Origin of the sequence: Microbacterium sp. NPDC008134 (assembly GCF_042957055.1) — a bacterium.
GTDB lineage: Bacteria > Actinomycetota > Actinomycetes > Actinomycetales > Microbacteriaceae > Microbacterium.
Genome location: NZ_JBIBHO010000002.1, coordinates 326429 through 348643, shown reverse-complemented (window position 1 = coordinate 348643; position 22215 = coordinate 326429). Strand labels below are relative to the sequence as shown.

Genomic DNA, 22215 nt, shown 5'->3' with positions numbered 1-22215 from the left:
GGTCCCGCGGGTCCGTTCGGGCGCCGCTTCCGGTCCCTCCCGACCGACTCCGGACCGCTCTCGGGATCAGGGTCGCTCCCCGCCACCGGCGTCAGACGCGCGCGTCGGGAGCCCGGCACGCGCTCCACACGTTGCCGCGGGACGTTCGGGGCCGTCTCGCCGGGCGAGGTGTTCTCGGGCATCCGCCCGGTCAGCCGTTCGCGCCGTCGTCGAGGTCGAGCGGCTGCGTGTCGTTCTCGGCACGCGCCGCCGACGGCGAGATGCCGAGCACCGACGCGATCCGCGTCGCCGCCGTCGCCGGGTCGCTGTAGAGATCGAACGCGTGTACGCGTACGTAGTGCCAGCCGAGCCGACGCAGCACGTGCGGACGCAGACGCAGGGTCTCACGCAGCGAGTCCCCGCGCGATTCCGGGTCGCACTCGATCACGACGGCCTTGCCGCCGTGCTGCGCGACCAGCGGCAGCAGTCCGCGGTAGTCCACATCGACGGATGCTCCGAGCCGACGCAGCTCGCGGGCGAGCGCGAGGGTCAACGGGTCGGCGAGATCCTCGAGACGCGCGTCTCGGGCACGGGCGGCCAGGCCGCCGAGGATCGACATGAGCGTCGCGGCGCCGTGCTCGAGACGCCCGTCGTCGAACGAGGACGGGCGGATCGACGAGACGATCACCATCGAACGACGAGCGCGGGTCATTCCGACCGTCAGCAACCGCTCCCCATCGGGCGTCGAGAGATCGCCGAAGTCGCTGAGCACGCGACCGTGCTTGGTCAGGCCGAAACCGAGTGAGAAGATCACGCGGTCGCGGCTCTCGGCCACCGACTGCTCGAGGGTGAGGACGGCGAAGGGCTCGGCGGTGTCGCGGCCCACGAAGTCGGCGACGTCGGAGCGTCCGGCGAATGCGGCCGTGACGGCGGCGCGCACGCGCTCGGCGTGGCGTGCGCTGGCGGTCACGACCATGAGCGACTCGGACGGACGGTTCACGGCGTGCTCGACGACGAGCGTCACCACGCGGGCGACCTCGGCGTCAGGGCTCTCGACCGCGCCCGAGATCGGGTCGGGGGTTCCCGTGCCTCCCTCGACGTAGTCGACCGTGAGGCTGCCGCGACCGAGGTACGACCCGGCCCAGGGCAGCGACACGATCTCGCCGCCGTAGAAGGCGTCGTTGATGAGCTCGGCGAGGTCTTCTCCCCCGGCACGGTAGCTACGGGTCAGGGTCATCACCGGCAGCAGCTCCGAGAGCCGCTCGAACACCGACGTCTCGTCGAACTCGACCTCGGGCTCCCAGAGATCGTCGGGGTCGACCGCGATCTGGAACGGCGAGGGGCGCTGAGTGACCGGATCGCCGAACGCCACGACCTGGCGAGCGCGACGGATCGCCGGCGCGGCCTCCGCGAGATTGATCGCGGCGGCATCCACCAGCAGCACGGCATCGAACTCGACCGAATCCGGGATCTCCGGCACGAGGTACGGCGACGAGATCCAGACAGGGGCGAGCGTGGAGACGAGCGTCGGCGCGGCGCTCACGACCTCGGCGGAGGTCGTCGTGCTCTGGGTGAGCGCGCGCCGCAGATTCGCGGACTCCTGCGGCTCGTCGACGATCGCGATCTTCCACTGATTGGCGAGTTGCCAGGCCAGCAGGGGTCCGGCCATCGCGGCGTGCGCCTCGTCGACGAGACGGAAGTCGCGTTCGAGTCGATCGACGACCGCGGTGTTCGCCCCGAGGAGCGCGCGGTTGTCTTGCAGTGCGCGCTCGAGGAGCGACTGCCACCACGCGAACTCGAGTTCGTCGCCGACGCGCGCCTCCGAGACGTGGCGTACCGAGAGGTCGGTGAGCAGCGGCTCGAGGCCGAGGAGGGCGAGCTCGTCGCGCAGCTCCGCGCGCTCGACGAGGTTCTCGAAGACGTCCGACTTCGTCGCAAGACCGGCGAGAGTGCGCACCAGACGCGCGACGGGCAGGGTCGCCAGCGGTTCGCGCCGACCGAGTGCGGCATCGAGTTCGGCGAGCTCGGCCTCGACGCGCTGCCAGGCGGCCGCGACCTCGCCGAGACCCAGCGGGATCTCGGGGGCGACGCCGGCGTCGACACAGCGCTGCCACTGCGTTCGCTGGGTCTGGATGCGCAGGAGCGCCTCGTGCATCTCGGTGACGTGCACGCCCGGTCGCACGTACTCCTTCGCCAGACGTCGCAGTCGACGGCGGTTCGCCGACGACATCCCCGGCGCATCGCGACGCGAGCCGTGCGCCTGGATCAACTCGCCGAGCGGGCGTTCGAAGACGGTCGGGCTGAAGCGGTCGAGGGAGTCGCGGATGCCCTCGAGCAGTCGCAGGTAGTCGCCGAGCTCGTCGATGGTCGAGAACGGGCGCATGTGCGTCTGGGCGATGAGTTCGTAGCCGCGCTCGAGCAGTGCGGGAACACTGTCGGAGTGCAGGCGCCCCGCCAGATCGTGCGCTGCGCGCGCGGCCTCGGTGGTCGAGAAGGTGACTCCGTACCAGGGCGAATCGTCGGGACCGAACCGGAACTCGCCGAGGCGCGCGGCCTGCGCGAGTGCAGCGGCGGCGGGTCCGCGATCACCGGCGAGCCGGCGCAGGGACTCGTTGCTGAGCCTCGCCGTGGTCGACGGCGGGGTCGGCAGCGAAGCGAGGCGGGTGAGGTGACGGGTCGCCTCGAGCACGGAAGCATCCATCCCGGGAACGGGAGAGGTCAGCGCGTGGCGGTAGTCGCGGAGCACCGTGCGCAGCCGCACGAGCGCATCGTCGACCTCGCCGACCTTGGGCGCGGTCGCCTTCTCGTTGCGGCCGATGGCGCGCACGAGGTCGCGACGCACGCTCGCCGGCGAGATCGCGAGGCTGTCGAGGCCGATCCCGGTGAGGCGGTGACGCACGCCGTCGAGCGTGGAACGTCGAGCCGAGACGACGAGCACACGGCGGCCCGCACGCACGAGCTCGCCCAGCGCGTTGATGACGGTCTGGGTGCCACCGGTGCCGGGGAGCGTGGCGACGGTCAGCGAGTGGCCGGCCGCGATCCGCGACAGCACGGCCTCCTGCTCGGCATCCGCATCGAGCAGCAGGGTGTCGGATGCCGGTGCGCGATCGTCCGGCCCCGTGAAGTGCGGCGTGGCCCGCGGCGCCCTGACCTGCTCGCGATCGCCGACGTGGCCGGCGAGCGCATTGAGGATCTGGTGGTCGAGTGTGCGGGTGTCGCGCGACATGGAGCCGGCGACATCGGCGAAGGTCGACACCACCAGGCGCGGCTCGACCGAGAACGTGTCGATCGTGCGGGTGATCGCGCGCAGGCTGTCGATCACCGGTTGCGGCTTGAAGATGCCACCGTCGTAGGCGAGGGACGCCAGGGTCGATGCGTCGATCGAGATGCCGAAGTGCTCGCGCGCGATACGGACGAGCTCCGGATTGACCTCGAACGCCCCCTGCAGCTTCAGCTCGTAGTCGGAGTGGTGACGGCGGATCGCGAGGGGACGCAGCAGCACGGGAGCCGCGAAGACCGCTCCCCCGATGCGCCAACGGGCGACGCCGACGGCGAGGTGCACGGCCTCGATGCCGCGCACGGTGCGCAACTCGGTGTTCTTCGCGGTGATGCGCTCGGCGGCGAGACGCGCCGTGCGCAGGCCCACCTCGTCGCGGAAGAGATTCGACAGCAGCGTCGACTTGCCGGTGATGAACTGGGGAAGGCTGCCCGGATGCGCCTTGGAGATGTCGATGCCGGACTCCGCCGCGTCGCGGAAGCTGGTGAGGGGCGAGGGGCCGCCCAGGTCGGCGGCTTCGCCCCGCAGTCGCGAGCGCTCGCCCTCGGCGGCGTGGGTCACGACGACACCGGTCGACGAGGCCCGGAGGTCACCGAGGGTCACGGCGAGCGCCGCTCCCGCGTCTTCTACCGTCTTGCCTTCCCGTCGCCACACAACTCACACCCTAAGCGCGCCGAACGCGAGGCCCGGTATCCCGGGCGGGTTTCGCGGAATTCCGGTCAAGGATGCCGCGTCGGACTCCTCCTGCACCGCCACGCTCCGAGCGTCGACTCTCCCCCGCCCATGGATCGATCCACCCGGTCGATGATTCCCCGGGGCCAGGATGGGTGCATGACCTTCCGCTACGACTTCGCCCCCACGCCCTTCGGCGATGCGCTCGCGGTGTTCTCCGACGAGGGCATCGTGCGCTTCGACCTCTCCGAATCCGAAGACCCCTCGGTCCCGTGGCTCCTCGAGAACGTCACGCGGGAGCTGCGAGCGATGCCCGAGCACGACCCGGGCGCGGCCGACGAGGTGGCCGACCTGCTCGGCCGCTACTTCGACGGCACTCCGATCCGGTTCGACGAGCACCTCGCGCTCGACTGGCGCCTGGTCGACGGCTTCCATCGTCGGGCCCTCGAGGCGATCTGCACGATCGGGTGGGGCGAGACCCTAAGCTACGGCGAGGTCGCCGTCCTCGCCGGGCACCCCGGTGCGGCCCGCGCCGTGGGCACCGCCTGCCGCGTCACTCCGTTCTCGATCATCGTTCCGGTGCACCGGGTCATCCGCTCCGACGGCTCCGCCGGGCACTACGGAGCGCACCCCGAACGCAAACGGTTCCTCCTCGATCTCGAGTCGGGTGTGCGCAGCACCTGACACCCGCATGGGCGGTGGTAATCTCGCGGCGTGGCGGGAACGGCCCCGTCCTTCGGAAGGCAGGTGGGCGTGAGCACTCCGACCGGAGCCGAGTCCGACGCCGAGCTCATCGCCCGCGCCGTGCGGGAGCTCGCCCGGCGCACCCGGTTTCCCGTCGCCTTCGGCGGACTCCTCGACGACGGGGTCGTGCACGTGACGACGATCGTCGGCAACCGGACTCGCAGCCTCGACGGCCTCCGCGTCCGTCCCGAACGCGGTCTCGGCGGGCGGGCCATGATGGAGCTCCGGCCGCGCATGACCAGCGACTACGGCTCCTCGCAGCAGATCACGCACGACTACGACCTCTTCGTGCTGGGCGAGGGTCTGCGCACACTCCTGGCCGTCCCGATCGTCGTCGCGGGGCGATCCCGCGGGGTTCTCTACGCCGGCGCCTGGGACGACGAACAGATCGGCGGGGTCACGACCGCCCCGGCGATGCAGGTCGCGCAATCGGTCGCCGACGAACTGCGCATCCGCGAGGAGGTCGAGCGCCGACTGCACGCAGGCGCCCCGGCATCCGCCGCGCTCCCGGCCGATCAGCAGGAGCAGGTGCGCGAGACCTTCGCCGATCTCCGGAGCATCTCCTCCTCGATCGACGACGATGAGCTTCGCGCCCGACTCGCCCGCGTCGAGGAACGCCTGCTCGCCCTCTCGGGTGGGCAGGTACCGACGGCGACAGGCGCCGCCCCCGTGATCCGACTCTCTCCGCGCGAGACCGACGTGCTCGCGTGCGCTGCGCTCGGATCGACGAACGCGGAGATCGCGGCGCAGCTCGGTCTCCGCGAAGGAACGGTCAAGGCGTACCTCGGCACCGCCATGTCGAAACTCGACGCATCGACCCGCCACTCCGCGGTGGCCCGAGCTCGGCGCGCCGGCCTGCTCCCCTGATCGGCTCCCGGTTACGAAATCACACCGGAATTCCGATTGCATTCATCACTGTATGCACCGGGAAACACCGCCGAATTGTTTGCTCGAATTCGATACGTCGAGTAATGTCCAGGGCATGGCGAGACGAATTGTGCATCAACTGGTCGACGATATCGACGGCAGCGTCCTCGAGGTCGGTGAAGGAGAGACCGTGCATTTCTCCCTCAACGGCACCGCGTGGGAGATCGATCTGAACTCCGCGCACGCCGCAAAACTCCGCGCGGCCCTCGAGCCCTACATCTCCGCCGGACGTCGCGCCGGTTCCGCAGGATCCCCGCGCAGTTCCTCGGGATCCGCACGAAAGCGCCCCGCGCGCAACCCCGAGGTCGCCGCCATCCGCGCATGGGCGAATGACAACGGTTACTCCCTTTCGGAGCGTGGACGCATTCCCGCCCCCGTTATCGAGGCATATAACAAAGCGCACTGATCGCGCATGACGACGAATGAAGGCTCTCCTCCGGGGGAGCCTTCATTCGTCGTCGTCGGTCACCCAGGCCTCATCGGGCAGGGCGATCTCCTGCGTCATGTCCTCGAGGAATCTGATGACGACTGCGCGCTCGTCGCGCGTGAGCCTGGCCGCGGCGTAGAAGCGCTTCGCCTGCTGGCGCCCCACGGTCTGCATCGCCGCGTGACGCGTGTCCTCGGTGATCGTGATCGCGAGCGCCCGACGATCCGTCGGATGCGGCGAGCGCACGATGTGACCGCCCTTCTCGAGGCGGTCCAGCAGCTTCGTGGTCGACGCGGTCGAGATCGCCAGATGCTGGGCGATGCCTCCCGGCGTCGCGATGGCGTGCCGGTTGGCGCACACGATGAGGTAGTGCAGCGCGCGCATGTCGGTCTCGTTGAGCTGCATGTAGCGACGCGAGGCGCGCGACAGCTTCTGCTCCGCCTCGCGCAGCTCGCCGAGCGCGCCCATCACGAGCGCGATCTGCTGCAGATCCTCCGACGCGACCCCCGTGCGGTCGATGAGCGCACTGCGCGGGTCGCTCGCCTCGACGTCGTAGATCGCGGCGTGGCTCAGCCCATCGGCCGGCGCCCCCGTTCTCGGGGTAGTGCCGGGTGCAGTGTCCATGCGATCATGTTACACAACGATCTATTTCATGCTAAGTTAATTACTCGCCAAGCTAGTGAAATGACCTGCAGAGGACACCATGGACGACGTGACCCTTCTCGATGAAGACGGGACCGCGATCGGTTCCCTGCCGAAGAGCGAGGTCCACACCACCGACACTCCTCTTCACCTGGCGTTCTCCTGCCACCTCCTGAACGAGCACGGGCAACTGCTCCTCACCCGTCGCGCGCTCTCGAAGAAGACCTGGCCCGGCGTGTGGACGAACAGCTTCTGCGGACACCCCCGCCCCGGCGAGGCCATCGTGGATGCCGTGCACCGCCGAGCGCGCGAGGAACTCGGTGCGAGCGTCGTCGGCCTCCGCCCCGCGCTCCCCGACTACCGGTACCGCGCCGTCGACGCGAGCGGCATCGTCGAGAACGAGGTGTGCCCCGTTTATGTGGCCCGACTCGACGGTGACCTCTCACCCGGTGCCGACGAGGTCGCGGAGTGGGCATGGGCGGATGCCGCCGATGCCGCCGCCGCCGTCGCCGGAACCCCCTTCGCCTTCAGCCCCTGGCTCGTCGAGCAGCTCCCCCTGCTCCGAGAGAGCGGCGCGCTCTGATCATGGCGTCCGTCGCGACTCAGGACGAACTCGGCATCCGCGTCGAGGAGGCGCTGCGGCGGCGATTCGCCGAGCGCAGTGCCGCGGCGGAGACCTACGGGGAGCCGTTCGCCGCGCTATGGCGCGCCGCTGCCGCGCACGCGATGGGCGGAAAGATGATCCGCCCGCGCCTGCTCCTCGACGCGCACCGGGCCCTGTCGGCATCCGACTCGGTCATCGACCAGACCGCCGCCATCGAGGTCGCCGCGGAGGTGGAACTCCTCCACTACGCCTTCCTCCTCCATGACGACGTGATCGACGGCGATCTCGTCCGTCGCCGTCGGCCGAACCTCATCGGCACCCTCGCCACCGCGGCAGGACGGGGACGCGAGGATTCCGACCTCCACTGGGCCCGCTCGAGCGCCATCCTGATGGGCGACCTGCTCCTGGCGACCTCGGTCCTCGGGTTCGCGCGCGCCCGCGTCTCGACCGCCGCGCGCCTGCGCCTGCTCGATCTGATCGAGCACACCATCGTCGAGACCGTCGCCGGGGAGCACATCGACGTCGGCCTCGGAGACGGGGTCATCGCGCCGGATCTCCGCACGATCCTCGAGATGAGCACCTACAAGACGGCGACCTACTCGTTCGCTCTGCCCCTGCGCGCCGCGGCGATCCTTGCCGGGGTCTCGCTCGAACTCGAAGACGACCTCGCGACGATCGGCCGGCATCTCGGACTCGCCTTCCAGCTGCAGGACGACCTGCTCTGCGTGTTCGGCGACCACGAAGTGCACGGCAAGGACGCCTTCTCCGACCTGCGGGAGGGCAAGGAGACCGCCATCATCGCCTATGCGCGGATGACGACCGCGTGGCCCCACATCCGGCAGCACTTCGGCTCCGCGATGCTCGACGAGCACGAGGCCGCACGCATCCGCGAACACCTCCGCGACTGCGGCGCGGAACGGTTCGTGCAGGGGCTCGTCGCCGACGAGCTCGCCGCGGCATCCGCCGTCGCCGTCGACATCGAGTCCGCGCACATCGTCTCGGGTGACGTCATCGACAGCATCCGCTCCCTGATCGCACGCATCGAGGGGCGGGCATCGTGACCGCGGCGCCCGCGCCCGGCAACGACGAGTCCCTGCGCCGGTTCAGCCGGACAGCCGAGATCGCCACGACCGGGGTCATCCGCGCGTACTCCACCTCGTTCGGCATGGCCACCACCCTGCTCGGCCCCCGCCACCGTCAGCACATCCGCAACATCTACGCGATGGTGCGGATCGCGGACGAGATCGTCGACGGTGTGGCCGCCGAGGCGGGGCTCGACGCCGGAGCGCAGTCCGACGCCCTGGCGTCGTACATCGCCGAGACCCACCGCTCCCTGCGCACGGGATACAGCAGTGACCTCATCCTGCACGCCTTCTCGCAGACGGCGCGCGCGTGCGGCATCGGCGAGGACCTCACGCAACCGTTCTTCGACTCGATGCGCGCCGACATCCCGACAGCGGGTGCCGCGGCCGCGTACGACGCCGATGCCCACGCGCGGTACGTCTTCGGCTCCGCGGAGGTCGTGGGTCTGATGTGTCTTCGGGTGTTCCTCCAGGGCGCCGAGCGCACGCCCGCGCAGCGCGAGACGCTCGAGCACGGCGCGCGTCAGCTCGGCGCCGCCTTCCAGAACGTGAACTTCCTGCGCGATCTCGCCGATGACACCGACCGGCTGCGCCGGAGCTATCTGGGAACCGCCGAGCGCCTCACCGACGCCGACCGCGACGCCTGGGTCGCGACGGTCGAGACGCAACTCGACGACGCCCGCGCCTCGATCCCCCTGCTCCCGAAGGACGCGCGCGCCGCCGTGCGCAGCGCGCTCGCCCTGTTCGCCGCGCTCACCCGACGCGTCGCCAAGACCCCCGTCGACGACCTCTACCGTCGGCGCGTGCGGGTGCCCGACCCCTTCAAGGCGCTGCTCGCCGCGCGCTCCGTGCTCGTCACCGCGGTGGAGCCGCGATGAGCCGGGTGGTGGTGATCGGTGCCGGTGTCGCAGGCCTCGCGACGGCGGGCCTGCTCGCGCGCGACGGGCACGAGGTGGTCGTCCTCGAGAAGAACCCGCAGGTCGGCGGACGGGCGGGAAGCATCGAGCGCGACGGCTTCCGGTTCGACACCGGGCCCTCGTGGTACCTGATGCCGGGCGTCTTCGACCACTGGTTCGCGATGATGGGCACCTCGGCGGCCGAGCAGCTCGACCTCGTCCCACTCGACCCCGGCTATCGCGTGTTCCGGCAACCCCACGACGACACAGCGGTCTCGGAGGTCACGGTGCCGGCGGGCCGCGACGCCGTCGCCCGGCTGTTCGAATCCCGCGAGCCGGGTGCGGCGAGCGCCCTGGCCGCCTACCTCGACTCCGCGCATCATGCGACGTCGATGGCCGAGAAGTACTTCCTCTACAACCCCTTCACCCGACTGACGACACTCACGACGGGCGAAGTGCTGCGCGCGGCACCGCGGCTGTTCTCGCTCCTGGGCACGCGCCTGCAGGCCTTCGCGGGCCGGCGGTTCCGCGACCCGTTGCTCCGACAGATCCTCGGCTATCCGGCGGTCTTCCTCGGCACCGATCCGCGCAGCGCTCCCGCGATGTACCACCTCATGAGCGCGCTCGACCTCGACGAGGGCGTCAGCTACCCGCAGGGCGGCTTCTGGGGCGTCGTCGAGCGCATCGAAGCGCTGGCCCGCGACGAGGGCGTGCGCATCGTGACGGACGCACAGGTCACCGGCATCCGCACGACCGGCCGCGGCCGTGCCACCCGCGCGACCGGCGTGGAGTGGACGGATGCCGCGGGCGAACGCCATGTCGAGGACGCAGACATCGTGGTGTCCGGCGCCGACCTGCATCACACCGAGACGGCCCTCCTGCCCACCGAGCAGCGCAGCTATCCCGCGTCGTGGTGGAAGCGTCGCACGAGCGGCCCCGGCGCCGTGCTCGTCATGCTCGGCGTACGCGGCGCGCTACCCGAGCTGCCGCACCATTCCCTGTTCTTCACGGACGACTGGGACGAGAACTTCGATGCGATCTTCGGATCCGACCGGCACATCCCCTCCCCCGCCTCGACCTATGTCTGCCGCCCCAGCGCGACCGATGACGCGGTGGCACCGGCCGGGCACGAGAACCTCTTCATCCTCGTGCCGATCCCGGCCGACCCCGACCTCGGTCACGGCGGCTCCGACGGCGCGGGTTCGGAGACGATCGAGCGGGCGGCCGACGCGGCGATCGATCTCGTGTCGACGTGGGCGGGAATCCCCGATCTCCGCGAACGGATCGTGGTGCGCGAGACCAAAGGCCCCGCCGACTTCCGCGATGACTACCACTCCTGGAGCGGTGGGATGCTGGGGCCGGCCCACATCCTGTCGCAGAGCGCGATGTTCCGTGCACAGAACGCCTCGAAGCGCGTGCGCGGCCTCTACTACGCCGGGGCGACCACGGCTCCGGGCGTCGGCGTTCCGATGTGCCTGATCAGCGCCGAGATCGTGCTCAAGCGCATCCGCGGTGATCACAGTGCCGGCCCCCTGCCGACGCCCGCGCGTACTCCCCGCGAATCGGCGGGGCGCTGATGGGATTCGTCTATCTGGCGGCCCTGCTGATCTCGACGGGGTGCATGCTGCTGCTCGACCGGCGCTTCCGCCTGTTCTTCTGGCGCGATGCGGTCGCGGCATCCGTCGTGACGATCGCGGGTGTGGCGTTCTTCCTCGTCTGGGACGTCTTCGGCATCGTCACCGGCATCTTCTATCGGGGCGAGGGGGCGATCGCGACCGGGATCGTTCTCGCCCCCGAGATGCCGCTCGAGGAACCGGTGTTCCTGACGTTCCTGGTGATCTGCACCATGGTCGTCTACACCGGCGCGGCGCGTGTGCTCACCCGTGGTCGACGGCCGGTGCGACGGGAGGAGGCTCGATGACGTACCTGCAGCTCTCGGCCTGGTTCCTCGGTGCCGCCGTCGTGATCGCGATCGGTCTGGGCCTCCTGGCCCGCGGCCGGAGACCGCATCCGGGCGCCGTGGCGTTGACGGTCCTCGTGATGCTCACGCTGACCGCGGTCTTCGACACGATCATGATCGCGAGCGAGCTCTTCCACTACGCCGGTCCTCAGCTGCTCGGCGTGCACATCGGCCTCGCGCCGGTCGAGGACTTCGCGTATCCGCTCGCGGGTGCGCTGCTGCTCCCGGCGCTGTGGGCCGCGCTCCGTGCGCGACGCGGCACACCCCGCACCGCGCCGAGCGATCAGGAGGCAGGCGCATGAGCGCCCCCGCCGCCCGCCCCTCCCTCGCCCGTGATCTCGGGCAGATCCTGCTCTCCTCGCGTCCGATCAGCTGGATCAACACCGCGTTCCCCTTCGCCGCCGGGTACCTGCTCACGACACGCGAGTTCGACCTCACGCTCGTGATCGGATTCCTGTACTTCCTCATCCCATACAACCTCGCGATGTACGGGATCAACGACGTCTTCGACTACGCCTCCGACCTCGCGAACCCCCGCAAGGGCGGCATCGAGGGTGCGCTCCTCGCCCCGCGGATGCACCGCCCGACCCTGTGGGCCGCCGCCGTGTCGAACTTCCCTTTCCTCGTCTATCTCGTCGCGGTGGGCAACGCCGCATCGACCGTCTGGCTCGCGGTGAGCGTGTTCGCGGTCATCGCATACTCGGCACCGCACCTCCGGTTCAAGGAGCGCGCGTTCCTCGACTCGGTGACATCGAGCCTGCACTTCGTGACCCCCGCGATCGTCGGACTAGCCATCGCAGGAGCCGGCGTCACGCGCGACATGGTGCTCGTGCTCGTCGCCTTCTTCCTCTGGGGCATGGCGGCGCATGCGTTCGGCGCGGTGCAGGACGTCGGACCCGATCGCGAAGCCGGTATCGGCTCGGTGGCGACGGTGATCGGGGCGGCGGCGACCGTGCGCCTCTCGCTGGGGCTGTGGACCCTCGCCGGCGTCCTGATGCTGTTGACGGCCTGGCCGGGGCCGCTCGGCGCCCTCCTCGCCGCTCCCTACCTGGTCAACGCCGCGCCCTGGTGGCGCGTGAGCGACGACGACTCCGGCGCGACCAACCGCGCCTGGCGCCGCTTCATCTTCCTGAACTACTTCGCCGGCTTCCTCGCCACCATGATCCTCATCCTCGCCTGGGTCTCCTGACCCGAACTCTCGTAGCCCCCGCAGCACCTGCACCATCCGAAAGGCCCGACCATGCCCCGCTCCGACCGCGCCACGACGCCGCCCCTCCGTGAACGCTCACGCCGTCACTCCTGGGTGCGGGTGTTCCTGCCGGTGGCGCTCATCCTGGTCTGGCTCGCGGGCGCTTCATTCGGCGGGCCACTGTTCGGCAAGGTCGACGAGGTCTCGTCCAACGACCAGACGACCTATCTCCCCGAGTCGGCGGACGCCACCCAGGTGCAGGAGCTACTGGGCGAGTTCCGCGACAGCGACGAGATCCCCGCGATCGCGGTGTTCACGTCCGAGACGGAACTGACGGATGCCGAGATCGCGGCGATCACGGATGCCGTCGCCGACACCCCGTCGCTCGACGGCATCGGCGAGGATGTCTCCCCCGCGCTCGTCTCCGACGACGGGCTCGCGGTGCAGGCGTTCATCCCGATCAGCGGGGACGCCGAGGTGAAAGACGTCACCGTCGAACTGGGTGACGAACTACGAGCCGCCGCGCCCGACGGGGTGAGCGTCTACATCACGGGACCCGCCGGTTTCACGGCCGATCTCGCCGCCGGCTTCGCGGGCATCGACGGACTCCTCCTCGGGGTCGCCCTGCTCGCCGTGCTCGTCATCCTCGTGCTCGTCTACCGCTCGCTCCTGCTGCCGCTCGTGGTGCTCTCGACCAGCCTCTTCGCGCTCTGCGTCGCCCTGCTGGTGGTGTGGTGGCTCGCGAAGTTCGAGATCCTGCTCCTCAGCGGCCAGACCCAGGGAATCCTGTTCATCCTGGTGATCGGCGCCGCGACGGACTACGCCCTGCTGTTCGTCGCGCGCTTCCGCGAGGAGCTGCGCATCGCGGAAGACAAGGGCACGGCCGTCATGGCGGCATGGAAGGGATCCTTCGAACCGATCGTCGCCTCCGGCGGAACGGTGATCGCGGGGCTGCTGTGTCTGCTGCTGAGCGACCTCAAGTCGAACAGCACGCTCGGACCGGTCGCGGCGATCGGCATCGTGTTCGCGATGCTCGCGGCGCTCAGCCTGCTGCCGACGCTCCTGCTGCTCTTCGGTCGCGCGGTGTTCTGGCCGCGGCGCCCGCGGTTCGAACCGGAGGTCGTCGCCGAGGAGCACGGTATGCGCACGACGGGTCTCTGGGCGCGTCTCGCGCGGCTCATCACCCGTCGTCCCCGCGTGATCTGGATCGTCACGACGCTCGTGCTGCTCGCCGGCGCCGCGGGCGTCACGCAGCTGAACGCGGTGGGCGTACCGCAGTCGGATCTCGTCCTCGGCGCGTCCGAGGCGCGTGACGGCCAGGCGGCGCTCGGCGAGCACTACCCCGGCGGCTCGGGGAGTCCGGCGTACGTGATCGTCGCCGAGGACTCGCTGCAGGATGCCGCCGAGGTCCTGCTCGCGAACGATGGCGTCGACAGCGTCGCGGTGACGGCATCCGATTCCCCCAGCGGAAGCGCGAACGTGACGAGCGACGGCATCGTCGCGGTCGGCCCTCCCGGAACGCCCGCCCCCGACCCGACCGTCGTCGACGGAGACGTGCTGCTGCAGGCGACGCTCTCCGATGCCGCCGATTCGGATGCCGCGGCCGAGACGGTGCGCTCCCTGCGCACCGAGCTCACGGACGTCGATGCCCTGGTCGGCGGCGTGACGGCGACCGCGATCGACACGAACGACGCGTCGATTCACGACCGCAACCTGATCATCCCGGTGATCCTCGTCGTCATCATGCTGATACTGATGCTGCTGCTGCGATCGATCCTCGCGCCGGTGCTCCTGATCCTCACGACGGTGCTGTCGTTCGGTACCGCGATGGGCGTCTCGGCGCTGGTGTTCAACGGGATCTTCGATTTCCCCGGCGCGGATCCCGCAGTGCCGCTGTACGGTTTCGTGTTCCTCGTCGCGCTCGGCATCGACTACAACATCTTCCTGATGACCCGTGTGCGCGAGGAATCGATGGAGCACGGCACGCGCGAAGGTGTGCTGCGCGGCCTGTCGATCACGGGCGGCGTCATCACCTCCGCCGGTCTCGTGCTGGCCGCGACGTTCGCCGCGCTCTCGGTGATCCCGATCCTGTTCCTGGTACAGCTGGCGTTCATCGTCGCGTTCGGGGTGCTGCTCGACACCTTCGTGGTGCGCTCGCTGCTCGTTCCCGCCCTCGCCTACGACATCGGCAAGAGGATCTGGTGGCCGTCGAAACTCTGGCGGCGCGGCTCGGACTGACGTCCCGGGGGTCTGCGGCATCCGGTCGCCTAGACTGGACCCCAGGCCCCCGTAGCTCAGCAGGATAGAGCAGCCCTCTCCTAAAGGGCAGGTCGCAGGTTCGAATCCTGTCGAGGGCACACTGATCATCCGACGACGAGTGGGGACACGACGATGACCGATCCGACGCGCGATCCGTACGCGCCACCGCCCGTGCCGGGAGCGGGTGCGCCGCCCGTCCCTCCCGTCCCGCCGGCGGTGCCGCCCGTTCCCCCGGCGCCCACCGCGAACCCGCTCGGCTATCAGCCACCGCCCGCGCCGCAGCAGCAGAAGGTGACGCCCTACGGATACTCCGCACCGGCTCCTGCCCCGGCGCCGGTTCCCTCCCCCGCCGGGCGGAAGCAGACGTCACCGAAGACCAGCAGCATCATCTCGATCATCGCGGGCGCCGTGTCGATCGTCATCCTGCCGTGGGTCGCGGGATTCCTCGGGATAGGAATGGGCGTCTACACGCTCCGCGCGCAGGCCACGGCACGCCGTCACGGCGTCCCATCGAGCGGCGCCCACACGTCGATGGCGATCATCGGGATCGTTCTCGGCTCGATCGGCATCCTCGCGAAGCTCGCGCTCGACTACTTCCTCTGAGAGGCGCGCTCAGGCCGCGAGTGCGAGGTACGGCTCCCATCGGGGATCGCTGCGCTCGGTACCGCGCACGGTCCACGCGGTTCCGTGCGGCGGGCGGGGAACGAATCGCAGCTCCCAGCGCATCTCCTGCGGCGTGCGATTGCTCTTGACATTGTTGCAGCGCAGACAGCAGGCCACGAGGTTCTCCCACGAGTCCGCTCCGCCCCGTGAACGCGGCAGGACATGGTCGATCGTCGACGCCGCCTTGCCGCAGTAGCCGCAACGGTGATTGTCGCGGCGTAGCACGCCGCGACGGGTGACCGGCACCCGTCTGCTGTTCGGCACGCGCACGTAGCGCGAGAGGATGATCACCGCCGGACGGTCGTAGGCGCCGCGGCTCCCCCAGACGGGGTCCCCCTCGATGCGTTCGATCACGGAGGCTTTGTCGTTCATCACGAGCACGAGGGCTCTCTTGAACGACACGATCGCCAGGGGCTCGTAGCCGGCGTTCAGGACAAGTGTGCGCATTCGTCATCCTCTCGATCCGCCGGGACGGCTTCCCGGCACTCTCGACTCACACGACGTCGTGCTGGCGGAGGAATGATCGCAGAGACGAAAAAAGACGCTGTCTAGAGACAGCGCCTTTTGCACGCGGAGGAACCGCGGCGTCCCTGCGGGCAATGCCGGAGGACGTGGCGACCGAGGGCATCCATGGTGCGGATACTCGGCTTCGTGTCCATCGGCTTCTCCCGTCAGTTCGACGACGGGTTCAGGCTAACCCATCGTGAGCCGTAGGGGGCGAAACGGCCGGTGAACGTTCGGGCGTGTTCGTCCGGTACGTGCGGTCGCGGAGCGATGCGCCGGGCGGCGATCAGCCGGCGTTGGCGCCGAGCCAGGCCATGGGCTCGACGAGTCCGCCGTTGACCCAGACCTCGAAGTGGAGGTGGTTCGCGGTCGATCGGCCGGTGCTACCGACATAACCGATGAGCTGGCCGGCCTCGACGGTCTGCCCCTGCTGCACCTGGCGCGAGCCGTAGATCATGTGACCGTAGGTGGTCTGGACCCGCTGACCGCCGATCACGCTGTCGAGCATGACGCAGACGCCGTATCCGCCGATGCTCTCGGCCGAGGCCCGCACGACGCCCGCGGCGGCGGCGTAGATCGGAGTGCCCGCGGGAGCGAGCATGTCGGCTCCGTTGTGGCCGCCGCCGACGGTGCGGCTGACGTTCCAGGAACCGAGGGGAAGCGGGTAACGCACCTCGCCCGACCCGGGCGCGACGAGCGCATAGCCCGCGGTGTTGAAGTTGCTGGTGGCTGCGGCGGCCTTCGCGGCCTCGGCGGCGCGCGCTGCTGCCGCCTCTTCGGCCTTCTTCTTCTCGATCTCCTCCGGCGTGGTGGCCGTGAAGGTTCCGCGATCGAGCGGGGCGGCGGTGGCCTCGGATGCCACGACGAGCGACTGCGCGTCGACGGCGGCGAGCTGCTGGACGGTGGTGGCCGCCTCGGCCGGCTTGGTGGCGGCGTACGCGGGCAGGGCGACGGCGGCGACCAGAGCACCGACTGCCCCGAAGATGGCGACCGAGCGGATCGGCTTCGCGATGGAGCGGGTGCCGGTCTTCCCACCGGTGCGGCGGGCGATCGTGCGGTCTTCAGATTTCTTCACGGGCGAATCGTTGTCTGCGACCAAAACATCCTCCAGCGCCTGCGCGCTCGGGTAGCGCTGGCTCGTCGGCACTCTGCTCTCGTGGCACGTGTGTATCTCGGGTACGTTGTGCGTTTCTCACCGTGTCGACGACGAGCCTGGGAGGCGACCGACGCGGTTCATCGTCTGCGGGCTTCACCGACGACTCGACCGAGGTTACCGGAAGATAACGATCATGTCACCCTGTGAACCTGACAATCCTCGGAGAGCCAGCTCAGGAGGCATTTTTCAGGCGGGCTCCCCCACGAGGAAGATGTGCGAGGCGAGCTCGACGGGGAGCTCGAGTCCGTCGTCCTTGCCCTCCATCTGGATGAGGACGTAGCCCTCGTTGAAGCGGAAGTCGCCGCGAGCACCGGGCATGACGCCCGCGTCGCGCAGCTGTTCGAGCAGCTCGGGGTCGACCTGCGCGGGCTCGGCGAGGCGGCGGACGGTGCCGTCGATCGGCTCGCCCGCGGCATTGAGCTTCTGGACGAGGCCGATGACGCCCTCGTCGAAGGTGCGCGCCGGGAGGTCGCCGAGCTGGTCGAGGCCGGGGATCGGGTTGCCGTACGGCGACTCGGTCGGGTGGCCGAGGAGCTCGACGAGTCGACGCTCGACCTGCTCGCTCATGACGTGCTCCCACCGGCATGCCTCTTCGTGCACGAACGCCCAGTCGAGCCCGATCACATCGGACAGGAGGCGCTCGGCGAGACGGTGCTTGCGCATGACGTCGACGGCCTTGCGGCGGCCGGCGTCGGTGAGTTCGAGCGTGCGATCCTCGGAGACGATCACGAGGCCGTCGCGCTCCATGCGGCCGACGGTCTGCGAGACCGTGGGACCCGAGTGGCCGAGCCGCTCGGAGATGCGCGCACGCAGGGGAACGATGTTCTCCTCCTCGAGTTCGAGGATGGTGCGGAGGTACATCTCCGTGGTGTCGATCAGATCCGTCATGTTCTGGCCCTCCGAGGTTCTTAGGCAAGCCTACATTCCCGCGCGGACATCGGGTCCGCGCGCGGTGAAACACGTCACGCGCGCCCCCGTAGAATCTACCCATGGCGATCGAGATTCCGCGTGACCTCCTGCCCGTCGACGGCCGTTTCGGCTGCGGACCCTCGAAGGTGCGCCCCGCGCAGCTCGAGGCTCTGGTGACCGCGGGAGCGTCGATCCTCGGCACCTCGCACCGCCAGGCCCCGGTGAAGAACCTCGTGGGGAGCGTGCGCGAGCAGCTCGCCTCTCTGTTCCGCGTGCCGGAGGGATACGAGATCCTCGTCGGCAACGGAGGATCCACGGCGTTCTGGGACGCCGCCACCTTCGGTCTCATCGAGCGCCGCAGCCAGAACCTCGTCTTCGGTGAGTTCGGCGGCAAGTTCGCCGCGGCCGCCGGCGCGCCGTGGCTCGAGGCACCCGACGTGCGCAAGGCCGAGCCGGGGGCGGCGACGACCGCCGAGATCGTCGACGGCGTCGATGTCTACGCCTGGCCGCACAACGAGACATCCACAGGTGTGGCCGTGCCCGTCCAGCGCGTGGCCGCCGAGGGCGCACTGACCGTCATCGACGCGACCAGCGCCGCCGGCGGCATCGACTTCGACGCCGCCCAGGCCGACCTCTACTACTTCGCCCCGCAGAAGAACCTCGGCTCCGACGGTGGACTCTGGTTCGCGGTCGCGTCGCCCGCGGCGATCGAGCGGATCGAGCGGATCGCGGCATCCGATCGCTACATCCCCGAGTTCCTGAGCCTGAAGAACGCGCTCGACAACTCTCGCCTCGACCAGACGCTCAACACTCCGGCGCTGACCACCCTGCACCTGCTCGACAGCCAGCTGCGATGGATCCTCGACAACGGCGGCCTGGGCTGGGCCGCCGCGCGCACCGCCGAATCCTCCGGCGTTCTGTACGACTGGGCCGAGGCCTCGCAGGTCGCGACGCCGTTCGTCACCGATACCGCCCACCGCTCACCCGTCGTCGTCACGATCGACTTCGACGACAGCATCGACGCGGCGGCGATCGCGAAGACGCTCCGGGCGAACGGGATCGTCGACACCGAGCCGTACCGCAAGCTCGGACGCAATCAGCTGCGCGTGGCGACCTTCGTCTCCATCGAGCCGGACGACGTGCGCCAGCTCACCCGCGCGATCGACTTCGTTCTCGCGAACACCGCGTCCTGAGGTTCGGGCGCGGGCCCTGCGCCCGCGCCCCTTCCCGGATGCCGGGGAGGATCACTCCTCGTCGTCGGAGTCCTCGTCGGAATCGTCGCCGTCGGAGCCGTCATCCTCGGACTCCTCGTCGTCGTCGGAGTCATCCGACTCGTCGTCGAGCTCGTCGATGTCGACGCCGTCCAGGTCGCCGGCGTGGAGGATGTCCGGCTCGTCGTCCTCGAGATCGTCGTCGTCGAGCTCCTCATCGCTCGCATCGATCTCGTCGTCGGCGTCGTCCGCAGAATCATCGGGATCGTCACCGTCGGAGGCCGCCTGCTCGGCGAGCTCCGCCTGGTGCGCCCGGTAGTCGGCGAGGCGCTCCGCCCACGGCACCCATTCCGGCGCGAGGAGCGCGCCGTCGCCGGGCAGCAGCTCGACCTCGAGCACGGTCGGATCCTCGTCGTCGACGCGCGCGACCGTCACCGTCCAATACCAGCCGGGGTAGCCGGCGAGACGGTTCTCGAAACGCAGCGAGACCGAGCCGTCCTCCTCGGGGAGGAACCCTGCGGCGGGGCCGATGGTGTTCGCCGGGGTGATCTCACGCAGCGCGGCGAGCGCCAGATCGTGGGCTCCGACGAGACGCTCGTCGGCGTCAGGCTTCGAGGTCATCAGCGACCTTGCGCAGGACGGCCGCGATCTTGCGGCCGTGGGAAGAAGACGGGTAGCGGCCGCGACGCAGGTCGCCGCCGATGCCGTCGAGCAGCTTCACGAGATCCTCGACGATGATCGCCATGTCGTCGGCCGGCTTGCGCTTGGCCTTCGCGAGGCTGACGGGGGCTTCGAGCACTCGGACCGACAGCGCCTGCAGACCGCGCTTGCCGTCGGCGACGCCGAACTCGACGCGGGCGCCCGCCTTGACGGCGGTGCCGGCGGGCATCGCCGACGCATGCAGGAAGACGTCCTGGCCGTCATCGGATGCGATGAAGCCGAAGCCCTTGTCTTCGTCGTAGAACCTGACCTTGCCGGTGGGCATGGGAGAACCTCGCTGAATCGGTGCAGAACAAGACAGCCGCGCACGTGCGCGACCCCCTCCAGCCTACCGGTCGCCGACCGCGAGATCTCGAAGGCCCCGGTGCGGGTAGTGTGAGACCGATGAGCACGCAGAACTCCCAGCCGGATGTTCCGATCCGCCGAGTGGATCGGATCCTGGCCTTCACGGCGCTCGGCATCGCCGCGGCATCCGTCATCTGCTTCTTCGCGATCATCATCGGCACCGCACTCGGCATGGACCAGAAAGCCTTCGGCGACGGCGTCTGGCCCGTCATCGCCTTCATCCCCTACTGGGGACTCCCGCTCGCCTTCGCGATGATCATCACACTCCTGATCATGAGCTTCATCCGGAAGGGTCGCGCATCGCGACCCTGAGAGCGGCCTCGTCATGAGCACGCACGCACGACCGCTGGCCGATCGACTGGCCGCGGCGGGCGACGACGACCTCACCCGGCTCTTCGCCGCGCGCGGTGTGCGCGCCGACCCCGGATGGCAGGACTTCTTCGATGCGGCCGAGGCGCTGCTCGACCCGAACTCGCTGGCCAAGGCGCTCCCCCGCCTCACGTCCGAGGAGGCGGCGGCTCTGTTGCGCGCCCACGACGCGGGCGATGCCGGCGATCACCGCGCCGCCCTCGACGCGCTCGCACTGCTCGCCGCCGACGGCTCGACTTGGCCGGAACTCGCCACGGCACTGGAGGGCCACCGGGCCCCCGCGCCCCTCGACGCCGCGGCACCACGCCCGTCCGACGCCGCTGCAGCGGCGCACGCCGCCGAGCGCGCGTTCACCACGGTCGCCATCCTCGCCGACCTGCTGATGATCACTCGCGATGCCCCGTTCTCGCTCCTCGCGAGCGGTATCGTGAGCGCCGCCGAGAAGCGCCAGCTCGCCGATGCGGGCATCGCGGTCGACCTCGTGGACCCCCTCGTCTCCATCGCGGTCGATGCAGGACTCGCCGTCGCGACGGATCGCCGCCTGCGCGTGACGGCGGACGGCGACGCCTGGCTGCGCTCATCGGCATCCGATCGCTGGACCAGGCTCGCGACGTCGTTCCGTGACGCACTCCCTCGCGGGGTGCGCACCCCGGACGGCGGATGGGTCGCCACCGATGCCTGGCCCGACGCCCACCCGTGGGATCCCGCCTGGGCCGACCGCAGCCGCGCACTCCGGGAGACGGCCCGCCTGCTCGGGCTGGTCGCCGAGGACGGCAGCGAACCCGCGTGGACGACCCCGCTGCGCGAGGGATCTCCCGCGGACACCTCGGCCTTGAGTGCTCTGCTCCCGGCCGAGGTCGATCGCATCTTCCTCCAGAACGACCTCACGGCCATCGCCCCCGGGCCCCTCGCTCCCGCGCTCGACGTGCGGCTGCGCACGATCGCCGCCCGCGAATCCGCTGCGCAGGCATCCTCGTACCGCTTCACGGCCGAGTCGATCGCCCATGCCTTCGTCGTCGGCGAGACCGAGCAGAGCATCCTCGATTTCCTCGGCGGCCTCTCCTTGACCGGCCTCCCCCAGCCTCTCGCCTACCTCATCGCCCAGACCGCCGGACGCCACGGCCTCGTGCGCGTCTCGACCGACGAGGAGACCGGTCGCACGCGCATCGAGAGCGACGACCCGCATCTGATCGGCGCGATGGCCGTCGACCAGAGCCTGCGCCCGCTCGGCCTGACCGCGCACGTCGCCTCCCTCACCACCAAGGTCGGCCGCGACACCGTCTACTGGGCGCTCACCGATGCGCGGTACCCGGCCACGCTGATCGGCGCCGACGGCACGCCTCTCGTCGGCGACCGGCATCCGCCCCGGACGGCGGCCGGACCGGCCACGACAGCCGTCGACTACGCGCCGCTGATCGCCCGTCTGCGTTCCCGACAGGGACCAGATGCGGATGCCGCCTGGCTCGACCGGGAGCTCGAGGCCGCCGTTCGCGCGCGCGCCGTGCTCAGCGTGACCGTCGGCATGCCGGACGGCTCGACGAGGGACCTCGTCCTCGAAGCGACCGGCCTCGGCGGCGGACGCCTGCGCGGACGCGACCGCGCGGCCGACGTCGAGCGCACCCTGCCGGTGTCCAGCATCCGCAGCGCGACGATCGTCGCCCCGTAGGCGCCCGCACAGCC

Annotated in this window: 22 protein-coding genes and 1 tRNA gene; 16 read left to right on the top strand and 7 right to left on the bottom strand. The window is 70.0% G+C overall.

Translation table 11 applies throughout. The features are described 5' to 3' along the window. Nucleotides 1-190 precede the first annotated feature (190 nt). Nucleotides 191-3910 carry an AAA family ATPase gene (locus ACFY9N_RS12430; RefSeq protein ID WP_391478945.1) on the bottom strand — a complete coding sequence of 1240 codons (3720 nt, stop codon included), beginning with the start codon at nucleotides 3908-3910 and terminating at the stop codon, nucleotides 191-193. A 177-nt stretch (nucleotides 3911-4087) separates the two neighbouring features. Between ACFY9N_RS12430 and ACFY9N_RS12425 the strand changes: the two genes are divergently transcribed. From ACFY9N_RS12425 to ACFY9N_RS12415, 3 genes are all read left to right on the top strand, one after another. Next, nucleotides 4088-4612: a methylated-DNA--[protein]-cysteine S-methyltransferase gene (locus ACFY9N_RS12425; protein WP_391478943.1), complete on the top strand. Its 525-nt coding sequence runs from the start codon at nucleotides 4088-4090 to the stop codon at nucleotides 4610-4612. Between the two features lie 69 nt (nucleotides 4613-4681). Further along, nucleotides 4682-5539 carry a LuxR C-terminal-related transcriptional regulator gene (locus ACFY9N_RS12420; RefSeq protein WP_391478942.1) on the top strand — a complete coding sequence of 286 codons (858 nt, stop codon included), beginning with the start codon at nucleotides 4682-4684 and terminating at the stop codon, nucleotides 5537-5539. A 115-nt stretch (nucleotides 5540-5654) separates the two neighbouring features. Then, complete coding sequence (locus ACFY9N_RS12415) at nucleotides 5655-6005, top strand: Lsr2 family protein (RefSeq protein WP_391478941.1); 351 nt, start codon at nucleotides 5655-5657, stop codon at nucleotides 6003-6005. 42 nt (nucleotides 6006-6047) lie between these two features. Here ACFY9N_RS12415 and ACFY9N_RS12410 read toward each other — a convergent pair whose 3' ends face one another. Beyond that, nucleotides 6048-6650, bottom strand: a complete 603-nt coding sequence (locus tag ACFY9N_RS12410) for a MarR family winged helix-turn-helix transcriptional regulator (RefSeq protein WP_391478939.1) — start codon at nucleotides 6648-6650, stop codon at nucleotides 6048-6050. 79 nt (nucleotides 6651-6729) lie between these two features. On the opposite strand from ACFY9N_RS12410, the gene idi reads away from it, so the two are divergent. The 10 genes from idi (at nucleotide 6730) to ACFY9N_RS12360 (ending at nucleotide 15261) form a co-directional block, all read left to right on the top strand. Beyond that, a complete protein-coding gene (idi, locus tag ACFY9N_RS12405; RefSeq protein WP_391478938.1) occupies nucleotides 6730-7251 on the top strand; it encodes an isopentenyl-diphosphate Delta-isomerase in 522 nt (173 codons plus the stop codon). 2 nt (nucleotides 7252-7253) lie between these two features. After that, complete coding sequence (locus tag ACFY9N_RS12400; RefSeq protein WP_391478937.1) at nucleotides 7254-8333, top strand: polyprenyl synthetase family protein; 1080 nt, start codon at nucleotides 7254-7256, stop codon at nucleotides 8331-8333. Beyond that, on the top strand, nucleotides 8330-9232 hold the full coding sequence (locus ACFY9N_RS12395; RefSeq protein ID WP_391478936.1) for a phytoene/squalene synthase family protein: 903 nt from the start codon (nucleotides 8330-8332) through the stop codon (nucleotides 9230-9232). The genes ACFY9N_RS12400 and ACFY9N_RS12395 overlap by 4 nt, the downstream gene beginning before the upstream one ends. Next, nucleotides 9229-10827 carry a phytoene desaturase family protein gene (gene crtI, locus ACFY9N_RS12390; RefSeq protein ID WP_391478935.1) on the top strand — a complete coding sequence of 533 codons (1599 nt, stop codon included), beginning with the start codon at nucleotides 9229-9231 and terminating at the stop codon, nucleotides 10825-10827. Before ACFY9N_RS12395 ends, crtI begins: the two co-directional genes overlap by 4 nt. Beyond that, a complete protein-coding gene (locus ACFY9N_RS12385; protein WP_391478934.1) occupies nucleotides 10827-11171 on the top strand; it encodes a lycopene cyclase domain-containing protein in 345 nt (114 codons plus the stop codon). Before crtI ends, ACFY9N_RS12385 begins: the two co-directional genes overlap by 1 nt. Next, entirely contained in the window at nucleotides 11168-11512 is a 345-nt protein-coding gene (locus tag ACFY9N_RS12380; RefSeq protein ID WP_391478933.1) for a lycopene cyclase domain-containing protein, read from the top strand. Before ACFY9N_RS12385 ends, ACFY9N_RS12380 begins: the two co-directional genes overlap by 4 nt. Then, nucleotides 11509-12399, top strand: a complete 891-nt coding sequence (locus ACFY9N_RS12375; protein WP_391478932.1) for a prenyltransferase — start codon at nucleotides 11509-11511, stop codon at nucleotides 12397-12399. The genes ACFY9N_RS12380 and ACFY9N_RS12375 overlap by 4 nt, the downstream gene beginning before the upstream one ends. A gap of 51 nt (nucleotides 12400-12450) precedes the next feature. Continuing rightward, nucleotides 12451-14637, top strand: a complete 2187-nt coding sequence (locus tag ACFY9N_RS12370) for an MMPL family transporter (RefSeq protein ID WP_391478931.1) — start codon at nucleotides 12451-12453, stop codon at nucleotides 14635-14637. A 45-nt stretch (nucleotides 14638-14682) separates the two neighbouring features. Beyond that, nucleotides 14683-14756: transfer RNA gene (locus ACFY9N_RS12365), tRNA-Arg, on the top strand. A gap of 34 nt (nucleotides 14757-14790) precedes the next feature. Next, nucleotides 14791-15261 carry a hypothetical protein gene (locus ACFY9N_RS12360; protein WP_391478929.1) on the top strand — a complete coding sequence of 157 codons (471 nt, stop codon included), beginning with the start codon at nucleotides 14791-14793 and terminating at the stop codon, nucleotides 15259-15261. A gap of 9 nt (nucleotides 15262-15270) precedes the next feature. Here ACFY9N_RS12360 and ACFY9N_RS12355 read toward each other — a convergent pair whose 3' ends face one another. From ACFY9N_RS12355 to ACFY9N_RS12345, 3 genes are all read right to left on the bottom strand, one after another. After that, the gene (locus ACFY9N_RS12355) at nucleotides 15271-15768 is read right to left on the bottom strand and encodes an HNH endonuclease (RefSeq protein ID WP_391478928.1); all 498 of its coding nucleotides are present in this window, start codon (nucleotides 15766-15768) and stop codon (nucleotides 15271-15273) included. A 343-nt stretch (nucleotides 15769-16111) separates the two neighbouring features. Beyond that, nucleotides 16112-16900, bottom strand: a complete 789-nt coding sequence (locus ACFY9N_RS12350) for a M23 family metallopeptidase (protein WP_391478926.1) — start codon at nucleotides 16898-16900, stop codon at nucleotides 16112-16114. 267 nt (nucleotides 16901-17167) lie between these two features. Next, the gene (locus ACFY9N_RS12345; protein ID WP_247624979.1) at nucleotides 17168-17869 is read right to left on the bottom strand and encodes a metal-dependent transcriptional regulator; all 702 of its coding nucleotides are present in this window, start codon (nucleotides 17867-17869) and stop codon (nucleotides 17168-17170) included. A gap of 101 nt (nucleotides 17870-17970) precedes the next feature. On the opposite strand from ACFY9N_RS12345, the gene serC reads away from it, so the two are divergent. Further along, nucleotides 17971-19083 carry a phosphoserine transaminase gene (gene serC / locus ACFY9N_RS12340; protein ID WP_391478925.1) on the top strand — a complete coding sequence of 371 codons (1113 nt, stop codon included), beginning with the start codon at nucleotides 17971-17973 and terminating at the stop codon, nucleotides 19081-19083. A 51-nt stretch (nucleotides 19084-19134) separates the two neighbouring features. Here serC and ACFY9N_RS12335 read toward each other — a convergent pair whose 3' ends face one another. Both ACFY9N_RS12335 and ACFY9N_RS12330 read right to left on the bottom strand, forming a co-directional pair. After that, a complete protein-coding gene (locus tag ACFY9N_RS12335; protein ID WP_391478924.1) occupies nucleotides 19135-19722 on the bottom strand; it encodes a DUF3027 domain-containing protein in 588 nt (195 codons plus the stop codon). Further along, nucleotides 19706-20086, bottom strand: a complete 381-nt coding sequence (locus ACFY9N_RS12330; protein ID WP_247624982.1) for a cold-shock protein — start codon at nucleotides 20084-20086, stop codon at nucleotides 19706-19708. Before ACFY9N_RS12330 ends, ACFY9N_RS12335 begins: the two co-directional genes overlap by 17 nt. Nucleotides 20087-20205: 119 nt before the next feature. On the opposite strand from ACFY9N_RS12330, the gene ACFY9N_RS12325 reads away from it, so the two are divergent. Both ACFY9N_RS12325 and ACFY9N_RS12320 read left to right on the top strand, forming a co-directional pair. Continuing rightward, nucleotides 20206-20478, top strand: a complete 273-nt coding sequence (locus ACFY9N_RS12325) for a multidrug ABC transporter ATPase (RefSeq protein WP_391478922.1) — start codon at nucleotides 20206-20208, stop codon at nucleotides 20476-20478. A 13-nt stretch (nucleotides 20479-20491) separates the two neighbouring features. Then, complete coding sequence (locus ACFY9N_RS12320; RefSeq protein ID WP_391478921.1) at nucleotides 20492-22201, top strand: helicase-associated domain-containing protein; 1710 nt, start codon at nucleotides 20492-20494, stop codon at nucleotides 22199-22201. Nucleotides 22202-22215 lie beyond the last annotated feature (14 nt).